Source organism: Duganella sp. OV510, assembly GCF_900100205.1.
Classification (GTDB): domain Bacteria; phylum Pseudomonadota; class Gammaproteobacteria; order Burkholderiales; family Burkholderiaceae_D; genus Rugamonas.
On record NZ_FNEQ01000001.1, the window covers coordinates 1,375,097 to 1,384,813 of the forward strand.

Here is a 9,717-nt window from a genome sequence, read left to right on the forward strand (position 1 = left end):
TAACCTGTGGTAAGTTACATTTCCTCACCACTATGACATGGACATTTAGGCCAAATTGTCTTATTTCCAATCGCCGCGCAGCGTCGCCACGCGCTGTTTCAGGTCGTCCGGCGTGACGTCCTGCGGCGCCACCGGTTCGCCCACCGCCAGCGACAGGCGCGAGCGCAAACCGCTGCGGAAGGCGCGACCGAAAGCATTTTCCTTGTTGCGGCTCAGCAGATGGCCCCACAGGCCGCGCAACGCCATCGGGATCACCGGCACCTGGGTGCGCTCGATGATCTTGGCGATACCGCCCTTGAAGTCGTTGATGTCGCCGGTGCGGGTCAGCTGACCTTCGGGGAAAATGCATACCAGCTCGCCCTCGTGCAGCGCCTGGGCGATGTCGATATAGGCTTTCTCCATCAGCCACGGGTCTTCCTTGGCCGGCGCGATCGGGATCGCACGCGCGGTGCGGAAAATCCAGCCCAGCAGCGGCAGCTTGAAGATGCGGTGGTCCATGACGAAGCGGATCGGCCGCGGTGCCGCCGCCACGATGACAATCGCGTCGACATAGCTGACGTGGTTACACACCAGCACCGCCGCCCCTTCCGCCGGAATGCGCTCGGCGTCAACCGTGTCGACCCGGTGGATGGTGTGGATCAGCAGCCAGGCCATGAAGCGCATCAGGAATTCAGGCACCAGCGAGAAGATGTAAATCGCCACCACCGCGTTCAGCAACGCCGTCACCAGGAACAGTTCAGGGATGCTCAGGCCCTGCCCCAGCAGCACAATGGCCAGGCCGGCCGCCGCCACCATGAACAGCGCATTGAGGATGTTCATGCCGGCGATGGTGCGCGAGATGTGCGCCGGATCGCAGCGGGTCTGGATCAGTGCGAACAGCGGCACGATGAAGAAGCCGCCGAACATGCCAATCATCAGCACATCAAACAGGATGCGCCACATGCCATGCTGCGCCATCAGCGCGAACGCATCCATGTGTGCGCCCGCCACCGCCGCAGTGCTGTAAGCCAGGCTGGCGAAATACAGGTCAACGCCGAAGATGGTCAGGCCGATCGAGCCAAACGGCACCAGGCCGATCTCCACCTTGCGGCCGGAGAGGCGCTCGCACAGCAGCGAGCCGCTGCCCACGCCCAGCGAGAAGATGGTCAGCAGCAGCACGAAGGCACTGTGGTCGCCGTGCAGGTAGTCCTTGGCGTACACGGGGAACTGCGCCAGCACCAGCGCGCCGTAGAACCAGAACCAGGAGTTGCCCAGCATCGACAGGAACACCGTGCGGTTCTTGCGCGAGTAATTGATATTGCGGACCGATTCGCCGATGAAGTTCCAGCTGATCTTCAGTTCCGGCGCCGGCGCCGGCGAATGCGGGATGCGATACGCGGCCACCAGGCCCATGCCCGCCACCAGCACCGTGGCGGCAGCTTCCAGCCACAAGCCATTCGGCTGCTGCACCACCAGCACCGCACCCAGCACCTCGCCCATCAGGATGCCGACGAAGGTGCCCATTTCAGTAACGCCGTTGCCGCCGATGAGTTCTTCCGATTTCAGCTGCTGCGGCAAGTAGGCATATTTGACCGGTCCGAACAAGGTGGAATGAATGCCCATGCCAACCACCGCAGCGATCAGCAGCCAAAGGTGATGCGTCACCCAGCCGATGCCTGCCACGCACATGATGGCCAGCTCCAGCCACTTGACGAAGCGCGTCAGGCCAGACTTCTCGAACTTGTCGGCCAGCTGACCGGCGGTGGCGGAGAACAGCACATACGGCAGGATGAACAGGCCGGGGATCAGGTTGGTCACCAGCGACGGCGACATCGTGGTCCAGCTCAGTGCATCGAAGGTGATGATGACCACCAGCGCCGTCTTGAACAGATTGTCGTTGAACGCGCCGAGGAACTGGGTCCAGAAAAACGGCGCGAAGCGGCGTTGCTTTAACAGGGAAAACTGATTGGGCTGGCTCATGAGGGACGTGTCCGTTCAGGAAAGATTGAGCGGATTATAACCGCATGCCGGAACCGTCCGGCATGCGTTGCCTCAAGCGCTGCGCCACGCTAGATCAGGTGGAGTGGCCAGCGCCAGACCTTACAGGATGCAGAAGCCATAGGCGTCGACCGCGCTGGCGATCGCGCCCACCGCCAGCGGCACCGACAGCCAGCGCAGAAAGGCCTGGCGCTTCAGCGCCGCCGGCCACAGCGACTGGTGCGGCGACGCCAGGTACAGGCACAGCGCAGCAAGTGCCGCCACACCGATACAGATCCAGTTCATCTCATCCTCCTTACATTGCGCCTTGCACGCCGACGCTGAAGTCGGTGTGTATTTTAAAGCGAATATAGTAAATGAGAATCGTTTACATCCAAAGATAAATTTTAGCGAATTGATATGACAATATTGATACGTCTGCCTGCCGCCAGACGTGCGGCAAGCCGGACTATCCGAAGAACGCGCTGCGCAATGGCGACACCGGCACAGTCATGCTTGCTTTACTGATCGGCGTGGATGGCAAGGTGGCCGATTCGCGGGTGGAAAATCCAGCGGCTTCCGCAAGCTGGACCGTGCCGCCCAGGCCGGCCTCAGCCTGTGCAGATTCAAACCCGGTACGGTGGAAGGCGCACCGCAACAGTCCTGGACAAAAATGCAATACGCCTGGAGCCTGGACTGATACTCGCTGAAGTTGATTTGCAAGCTTTGCTATCTTTCTATATAATATTGCCCCGGCGAAACGGAACATCCGCATGAAGCAGGATGTTCCGTTTTGCTTTCTTAGCCACACTTTAGGATAGCAAATGAAAAAGAACGTACTGATCGCACTGATCGCAGCCCTGGCTGCTCCACTGGCCGCGCACGCTGAAGGCGCATACATCGGCGGCAACGTCGGCCGTGCCGAACAAAAAGTTGAACTCGACGGCTACTCGCTGAAAGATCACGACACCGCGTACAAAGTGTACGGCGGCTACAACTACACCCAGAACTTCGGCGTTGAAGTCGGCGCGGCCGATCTGCGTGAAGCGGAAAAATCGGCCAGCGGCGCACGCATCGCCTCGAAAGCACGCTCGCTGTACGTGGCTGCCACCGGCACCCTGCCACTGAACGAACAGTTCGCGCTGATCGGCAAAGTAGGCGCCGCCTACAACCACGTGAAAGTGTCGGCATCGGCACTGGGCTACTCGGAAAGCGGTTCCGACAACCAGACCTCGCCATACGTCAGCGTTGGCGCGGCCTTCGTGCTGAACAAAAATGTCAGCTTCGTTGCTGAATACGAGTACTTCGGCAAGATCGCCAAAGACGGCGACGCCCACATCAAAGCCAACCTGATCTCGGCTGGCGTGCGTTACGCCTTCTAAGCCACAGCGCTTAAAGCAAAGCCGGCTTCGCGCCGGCTTTTTTTTATGGTTTGACCGCGACCAGGTTGATCAGGGTTTCCTCGCGCACCGCCGGTGGCTTGATGCGGAAGACGCTCTCCATCATCCCCAGGTCTTCGCGGCTCCACCACAGAAAGGGATAGGACACCGCGCTATCCGGCACCGAGAAGCCGGCGCTGCGCACCATGGCAAGGTATTCCGGCGCGGTTTTCTGCACATCCATCGGATGGCGGAACAGCAGGCGGATAACCCAGGAGTGTATGTAGCGGCGGGTCGATTCGGCAAACAGCAGCACGCCGCCTGGTTTGAGTACGCGGAAGAACTCTTCGATCGCGCGCTCCTGATCAATCAGGTGGTGAAAGGTCTGGTGGCAGAACAGCAGGTCGACCGAGTTATCTTCCAGCTTGATATTGGAACTGGAGCAGCAGATAAAGTCAGCTTTGATGTTCAGCGCCGCCACCTCTTTAGCGGATTCCTCCAGCATTTCAGGGTCGATGTCCATGCCGATCAGACGCTGCGGCGAAAAACGCTGTTGCAACTTGCCTAGCGAACGGCCATAGCCACAGCCGACATCCGCCACCACGTCAAAGCTGCGCGGCGCACCTGCCGGCATCAAACGATCCAGGTCCTTCAATGCGCGCTCCAGCACGTGCACGGTCCAGGTCTCGGTGCGCAAAAACCACTTGCCGAAAGCCGTTTCCGGCACGTGGGGATCACCGGGTGGCTGCATCAGATCTACATTGGCGCTCATAAGCCCTTCTTCTTTTCAATGTTATTCAAAGCGCGGTGAGTTACGCAAATTCACGTACAATATCGGACCGAATTTAGCGATCCATTCCGTGTCAGTGCTCCGTCCCCACCTACTGCTTGCTGCTTTCTCTCTACTGCTATTGTGCGCAGGTGCGCAGGCACAGGACCAGCCTGCGCCGATCCGCTTTCTGCTGACCTTCGACGACGGCCCGGCGGCGGCCGTCAACGACAACCCGACGGTGCACATTCTCGACGTCCTGGCGCGTAAAAACATCAAGGCCGTATTCTTCACCCAAACCCGTGCCTGGCATGGCGGCGGCACCCAGATGGGCCGCTTCCTGATCCGTCGCGAACATGGCGAAGGCCATGTCGTCGCGCTGCATTCCGCCACATCGTTTCACTCCAATCATCGCTTCATGAGCCGTGAAAGGCTGGATGAAACCATGCGGCTGGGCGTCGACGACCTGATCGCCGAAACCGGCGTCGCCCCCAAGCTGGTACGTCCGCCCTTCTGGGCCTACGACGCCGCGACGCTGGCCTCTTACCAGGCGCACGGCTTGCACATGTTGCTGACCGACTTGAACGCCAATGACGGCAAAATTTACGGCATCAACTTCAGCTGGCACAAGCGCTCCAACATGTTGACCCACCTGGCAGAAACCCGCAAGCGCTGGGCCGCCGGCACCATGCCGGCGGTGGACGGATACACGCCAGTGGTGGTCACTTTCCATGATGTAAACACCTACACCTCTCGCCACATCGAGGAATACATCGACATCCTGCTGGACGTGGCGCGCGAACTCAACGTGCCGCTGGCCGACAAGCCGTTCTACGACAAGCACGATGAACTGGAACGCGCCGCCCTGGCCGCCACCGTCAGCAACCCGGACGCCAAGCCGCAGCTGCCCGGCCTGTGGAACTGGCTATGGCAGTAGTCACGGCAGCGTAGTCATCTCGATCTGCGGCCGTTGCGCCAACGGCTGCTCGCTGCACACCACCACCGATAGTTCCGCATGGGGTATCGCCACGCAATGCCCGCCGGCGGTCAGGCCCAGTTTGAAGCGCGCTTCCTTCTCGCTCCACAAACGGTAAAAACCATCGGTGCGCTCATCAGCCGGCAAATTCTGAATGCGTGTCCACTGCGCCATCTCGTCGGCATCGAAAGCTTGTGCCGCCAGGGCGTGCAGGTCGCGCGTCGCGTCGCACAGCTCGATGTCCAGTCCCAGCGCGGTTTGCGCGCTTACAGCACACGCCACCCAGCGGCCGCTGTGGGCAATGCTGAAGCCAGGGGCCGCACCTTTCAGCAGCGGTGCCGCCAGGCGCGGCGCCTTGCCTACCTGCTCTTCCAGCTTGACCTCCTGCGGCGCGATGTGCATCAAGCGCCCCAGCGCCAGCCGCAGCAGCACGCGGCCCACCACGAACTGGCGCTGGCGGTGGGAGCGCACAAAGCGCTGGTAGCGCGCCTCCTCACCAGGCGAGAGCCAGCTGCGATAGCGCAGCAGATCCGCATCCGTCACGGCGTCTGCATCCACCATCCACAGCGTAACCACTGAACTCATATTATGGCGCGACCTTGACGAAATCAGCCTTCAGAGCAACGCCCGCCATGATGGCGCCCTCAGCGCATTCAAACTCGGTGGCGCTGGCCATCTCAACATCCTTGTAATTGCTGACGATGTTAATCACCGCATTGGCGCCGACTTCCTGGGCGCGCTTCTGCAACGCCAGCATGGCCGACAGGAACACCCAGTTGCAGGCCTTCTCGGCCGACTTGCCAAAGCTGTTGGTACGCTGGCTGGTCTTGTCGCTGGTGACTTTGGTCAGCACTTTCGGCGTCGGCTGGCCGGCGAAATAGAACTTCACGCCTTCGTCCAGGCGCTTTTCAGCGTCATTGACAGACATGGCGCCGGCGATCGGAAACTTGATCATGGTATCAGCCGCCGAGGCGGAGAACGAGGCGGCCAGCAGCGCGGCAACAAACAGCTTTTTTTTCATGGTTATTTCCCTATTTGACGTGGCGTTTAAAAATCAGCGACGTGTTAATGCCGCCGAAGGCGAAATTGTTCGACATGACATACTCGCACTGCAACGCGCGGCCGGTGCCGGCGATGTAGTCCAGCGCCGCGCATTCCGGATCGATCTGGTCCAGGTTGATGGTCGGCGCGAACCAGCCTTCGTTCATCATCTGGATGCTGATCCAGGCTTCCAGCGCACCGCAGGCGCCCAGCGTGTGCCCCATATAACTCTTCAGGGAACTGATAGGCGTGGCGCCGCCAAACACCGCCAGCGTCGCCTGCGATTCGGCGATATCGCCTTGCGCCGTGCCAGTGCCGTGTGCATTGACGTAGCCAATATCTGCGGCTTGCAGATTGGCGTCTTCCAGCGCCAGCTGCATCGCCGTCTGCATGGTGGCGGCGTTCGGCTGGGTGACGTGGCAGCCGTCGCTATTGGTGCCAAAGCCGACCAGTTCCGCGTAGATCGTGGCACCGCGCGCTTGCGCGTGCTCCATGTCTTCCAGAATCAGGCAACCGGCGCCCTCGCCGATCACCAGCCCATCGCGTCCGCCGTCGAACGGGCGCGGCGTGGTATGGCCCGCATCGTTGCGGGTGCTGGTGGCAAACAACGTATCAAACACCGCCGCCTCGGTGGCGCACAATTCCTCGGCGCCGCCGGCCACCATGGCAAGCTGCTTGCCGCCCTTGATTGCCTCATACGCGTAACCGATGCCCTGACTGCCGGAGGTGCAGGCGCTGGAGGTGGTGATCACGCGACCTGTAATGCCGAAGAACACGCCAATGTTGACCGGCGCCGTATGCGCCATCATCTTGATGTAGGTGGTGGCATTGATGCCCTTGGTGGTGCGTTCCTCCATCATGCGGCCAAAGTCGCCGATCGCACTCGGCGTGCCGGCCGACGAGCCGAAGGACACGCCCATGCGGCCGCTCTGCAACAGCGGATGTTCCAGCAAGCCGGCATCGGCCAGCGCCAGTTCGGTGGCGCGGGTTGCCATCAGCGCTACCCTGCCCATGCTGCGGACCGCCTTGCGGTGATAACGTTGGTTCAGTTCAAACGGTGCGGCCGGTGCGCCCAGGCGCGTGTTCAAACCTTCATAATCTTCCCAGTCGGCCATGCGTACCACCGCATTGCGGTACTCGCCCAGGCGCTGACGGATTGCCTTCCAGTCGTTGCCGATCGGGCTGATGCCGGCCATACCGGTGACGGCGACGCGGCGGCTCATGCCAGGCCACCGTTGACCGAAATAACCTGGCGGGTGATGTAGCCCGCCTCTTCGCCCACCAGGAAGCTGACGGCTGCCGCCACCTCTTCCGGCTTGCCGACACGGCGCGCCGGGATCAGCTTCAGCGCTTCTTCCATCGGCACATCTTCGATCATGTCGGTTTCGATCAGGCCCGGCGCCACGCAGTTGACGGTGATGTTGCGCTTGGCCAGTTCCAGCGCCAGCGCCTTGGTGGCACCAATGATGCCGGCTTTCGCCGCGCTGTAGTTGACCTGGCCGCGATTGCCGATCAGCCCCGACACCGAGGCCAGCGTGACGATGCGGCCCGGCTTGCGGCGCTGGACCATCGGCATGATCAGCGGATTAAGCACGTTATAGAAGCCATCCAGATTGGTTTGCAACACGATGTCCCAGTCTTCGCCGGACATCGCCGGGAAAGCGTTGTCGCGCGCCACGCCGGCGTTGCACACCACGCCGTAGTAGCAGCCGTGCTGCTCAACGTCCGCCTCCAGCGCGGCAGCAGTGGCGGCGCGGTCGCTGATATCGAATTGCAGCACGCGCGCGGCGCGGCCCATGTCTTCGATCTGCTGCGCCACCGCGTCGGCTTCCGCGCGCTGGCTGCGGCAATGCAGCACCACGTCATAGCCATCGCGCGCCAGGCGCAGCGCAATCGCCTTGCCGATGCCGCGCGACGATCCCGTCACCAGCACGCTCATGGATTTGTTCTGATTCATCCTACGTTTCCATCTTTGAGAAATTGATTGACATTATCCGGCTGGAATACCGTCACCGTCGCCGTCGCCGCAGCGCTGGCGCCATCAACGATATCGATGCGGCATTCAAACGCACCCAGGCCATTCTCGGCCTGTAGCACGCGGTGCACATGCACCCGCAATACCTCGCCCAGCGCAAACTGCGATACCTGCGCTTCATACTTGCGCGAGCCAAGCAGGAAGCCGACCTTGACCTCGTGACCGCGCTGCAAGGCCAGCCAGCCAGCGTGCGCGGCGATCGCCTGCGCCATGTATTCGATACCGACCCAGGCGCCGACACCGCGTTCATCCGCCAGCATGCTGCCGGCGTGGATGCGCACCTCGGCGCAGAAGTCGTCGGTATCGGCGCTGATGGCGCGGTCCAGCAGCACCATCTGACCGGAGTGCGGCACCAGCGTGCGGATATCCGGCATATTCATGCGGTTCTCCCCAGCAGCAGCACCGCGTTCGATCCGCCAAAGGCGAAGGAGCTGCTCAACACATGCCGCAACGGGCGGCCCAGCGTGGCGCCCACCGGCGCCAGGTTCAGTGCCGGCAACGCGCTGTCGGCGGCCCCATCCCACAGGTGCGGCGGCAGTTTGCCGTCCGGGTTATCGTCCTGCATGGCCAGCCAGCACAGCGCCGCTTCAATCGCTGCCGCCGCACCCAGCGTGTGGCCGGTGAATGGCTTGGTCGAGCTGACCGGCACTTCGCAGCCGAACAGGCTCTCGATCACGCGCGACTCCATCGCATCGTTCTGTGGCGTCGCCGTGCCATGCATATTGATGTAATCGATCTGCGCCGGCTGCACGCCGGCGCGCTGCAAAGCCTGCGTCATCGCCAGCCGTGCGCCCTCGCCGGCCGGATCGGGCGCGGACATATGGTGTCCGTCGGACGATTCGCCCCAGCCCAGCAGCGCCACCGATGCCGGTTCCGCCGTCATCAGGAACAAGGCCGCCCCCTCGCCGATATTGATGCCGCGACGATTGGCGCTCATTGGGTTGCACTGCGCCGGGCTGACCGACTCCAGCGAGGCGAAGCCCGCCACGGTGAAGCTGCACAGCGAATCGGCGCCGCCGGTGATCACCGCATCGCACAGTCCCATGCGGATCAGGCGCGCGGCGCTGGCCATGGCCTTGGCGCTGGACGAGCAAGCGCTGGAATGCACATAGGCCGGGCCGCGCAGCCCCAGTTCATGCGCCAGCATCTCGGCCGGCGATCCCATCTCCTGCATCGCGTAATGGAAGTCCTGCGGCAGCGCGCCCACTGCGGCGTGCTGGCCAACCGCCTGTTCGGTCTCGCCGATACCGGAGGTGCTGGTGCCGATCACCACGCCGACGCGGTCCGCGCCATACCGGGCAATCGCCGCCTCCACAGCGGGACGGATCTGCGCCAGCGCGGACAGCGCCAGCGCGTTATTACGGCTGCGCTGATGCGGTGGCAGGTGCGCCAGCGAAGGCAGTTCTGCCTGTACCTCACCCAGCGGCAACTGACGTCCGGACGACCAGCGGCCGCTCGCCTGTACGCCGGACTGGCCGGCGTACAGGCGTGCCTTGACCTGCGCATGGCTGTCGCCAAGTGCGCAAATAATGCCGCAATCGTTCAGGTAAATATTCAACAT

12 protein-coding genes are annotated in these 9,717 nt (G+C 62.1%); 3 read left to right on the plus strand and 9 right to left on the minus strand.

All coding sequences use genetic code 11. The annotated features are described in order from the left end of the window. Positions 1 to 60: 60 nt before the first annotated feature. Together BLS51_RS06395 and BLS51_RS06400 are read right to left on the minus strand one after the other, a co-directional pair. Positions 61 to 1,959 carry an MFS transporter gene (locus tag BLS51_RS06395; RefSeq protein WP_090176397.1) on the minus strand — a complete coding sequence of 633 codons (1,899 nt, stop codon included), beginning with the start codon at positions 1,957 to 1,959 and terminating at the stop codon, positions 61 to 63. A gap of 120 nt (positions 1,960 to 2,079) precedes the next feature. After that, positions 2,080 to 2,262 carry a hypothetical protein gene (locus BLS51_RS06400; protein ID WP_090176393.1) on the minus strand — a complete coding sequence of 61 codons (183 nt, stop codon included), beginning with the start codon at positions 2,260 to 2,262 and terminating at the stop codon, positions 2,080 to 2,082. Between the two features lie 179 nt (positions 2,263 to 2,441). On the opposite strand from BLS51_RS06400, the gene BLS51_RS06405 reads away from it, so the two are divergent. Both BLS51_RS06405 and BLS51_RS06410 read left to right on the plus strand, forming a co-directional pair. Next, positions 2,442 to 2,666: an energy transducer TonB gene (locus BLS51_RS06405; RefSeq protein ID WP_373994423.1), complete on the plus strand. Its 225-nt coding sequence runs from the start codon at positions 2,442 to 2,444 to the stop codon at positions 2,664 to 2,666. A gap of 114 nt (positions 2,667 to 2,780) precedes the next feature. Then, positions 2,781 to 3,338, plus strand: a complete 558-nt coding sequence (locus BLS51_RS06410) for an outer membrane beta-barrel protein (protein WP_090176390.1) — start codon at positions 2,781 to 2,783, stop codon at positions 3,336 to 3,338. Positions 3,339 to 3,381: 43 nt separating this feature from the next. On the opposite strand, the gene BLS51_RS06415 is transcribed toward BLS51_RS06410, so the two are convergent. Beyond that, positions 3,382 to 4,107 carry a class I SAM-dependent methyltransferase gene (locus BLS51_RS06415; protein ID WP_090176387.1) on the minus strand — a complete coding sequence of 242 codons (726 nt, stop codon included), beginning with the start codon at positions 4,105 to 4,107 and terminating at the stop codon, positions 3,382 to 3,384. An 88-nt stretch (positions 4,108 to 4,195) separates the two neighbouring features. Between BLS51_RS06415 and BLS51_RS06420 the strand changes: the two genes are divergently transcribed. Then, positions 4,196 to 5,041 (plus strand): polysaccharide deacetylase family protein, encoded by an 846-nt coding sequence (locus BLS51_RS06420; RefSeq protein WP_229207366.1) that lies wholly within the window; start codon positions 4,196 to 4,198, stop codon positions 5,039 to 5,041. Here the strand turns inward: BLS51_RS06420 and BLS51_RS06425 are convergent, their stop codons facing one another. The 6 genes from BLS51_RS06425 to BLS51_RS06450 are packed head-to-tail and all read right to left on the minus strand — an operon-like array spanning position 5,042 to position 9,717. Beyond that, positions 5,042 to 5,665, minus strand: a complete 624-nt coding sequence (locus BLS51_RS06425; RefSeq protein ID WP_090176376.1) for a 4'-phosphopantetheinyl transferase family protein — start codon at positions 5,663 to 5,665, stop codon at positions 5,042 to 5,044. It lies immediately after the preceding gene. Position 5,666: 1 nt separating this feature from the next. Then, a complete protein-coding gene (locus BLS51_RS06430; RefSeq protein WP_090176373.1) occupies positions 5,667 to 6,101 on the minus strand; it encodes an excinuclease ATPase subunit in 435 nt (144 codons plus the stop codon). Positions 6,102 to 6,111: 10 nt separating this feature from the next. Beyond that, on the minus strand, positions 6,112 to 7,344 hold the full coding sequence (locus BLS51_RS06435) for a beta-ketoacyl-ACP synthase (RefSeq protein ID WP_090176370.1): 1,233 nt from the start codon (positions 7,342 to 7,344) through the stop codon (positions 6,112 to 6,114). Next, positions 7,341 to 8,078: a 3-oxoacyl-ACP reductase FabG gene (fabG, locus tag BLS51_RS06440; protein ID WP_090176365.1), complete on the minus strand. Its 738-nt coding sequence runs from the start codon at positions 8,076 to 8,078 to the stop codon at positions 7,341 to 7,343. The genes BLS51_RS06435 and fabG overlap by 4 nt, the downstream gene beginning before the upstream one ends. Then, complete coding sequence (locus BLS51_RS06445) at positions 8,075 to 8,536, minus strand: hotdog family protein (RefSeq protein ID WP_090176362.1); 462 nt, start codon at positions 8,534 to 8,536, stop codon at positions 8,075 to 8,077. Before BLS51_RS06445 ends, fabG begins: the two co-directional genes overlap by 4 nt. Continuing rightward, positions 8,533 to 9,717, minus strand: coding sequence for a beta-ketoacyl-ACP synthase (locus BLS51_RS06450; protein WP_175472518.1), 1,185 nt, complete (start codon positions 9,715 to 9,717; stop codon positions 8,533 to 8,535). The genes BLS51_RS06445 and BLS51_RS06450 overlap by 4 nt, the downstream gene beginning before the upstream one ends.

What these genes read in the sequence shown, in the direction of transcription:
- BLS51_RS06395 (WP_090176397.1), bottom strand. Translation starts at nt 1,959, where the DNA reads ATGAGCCAGCCCAATCAGTTTTCCCTGTTAAAGCAACGCCGCTTCGCG.
- BLS51_RS06400 (WP_090176393.1), bottom strand. Translation starts at nt 2,262, where the DNA reads ATGAACTGGATCTGTATCGGTGTGGCGGCACTTGCTGCGCTGTGCCTG.
- BLS51_RS06410 (WP_090176390.1), top strand. Translation starts at nt 2,781, where the DNA reads ATGAAAAAGAACGTACTGATCGCACTGATCGCAGCCCTGGCTGCTCCA.
- BLS51_RS06415 (WP_090176387.1), bottom strand. Translation starts at nt 4,107, where the DNA reads ATGAGCGCCAATGTAGATCTGATGCAGCCACCCGGTGATCCCCACGTG.
- BLS51_RS06425 (WP_090176376.1), bottom strand. Translation starts at nt 5,665, where the DNA reads ATGAGTTCAGTGGTTACGCTGTGGATGGTGGATGCAGACGCCGTGACG.
- BLS51_RS06430 (WP_090176373.1), bottom strand. Translation starts at nt 6,101, where the DNA reads ATGAAAAAAAAGCTGTTTGTTGCCGCGCTGCTGGCCGCCTCGTTCTCC.
- BLS51_RS06435 (WP_090176370.1), bottom strand. Translation starts at nt 7,344, where the DNA reads ATGAGCCGCCGCGTCGCCGTCACCGGTATGGCCGGCATCAGCCCGATC.
- fabG (WP_090176365.1), bottom strand. Translation starts at nt 8,078, where the DNA reads ATGAATCAGAACAAATCCATGAGCGTGCTGGTGACGGGATCGTCGCGC.
- BLS51_RS06445 (WP_090176362.1), bottom strand. Translation starts at nt 8,536, where the DNA reads ATGAATATGCCGGATATCCGCACGCTGGTGCCGCACTCCGGTCAGATG.
- BLS51_RS06450 (WP_175472518.1), bottom strand. Translation starts at nt 9,717, where the DNA reads ATGTTGAATATTTACCTGAACGATTGCGGCATTATTTGCGCACTTGGC.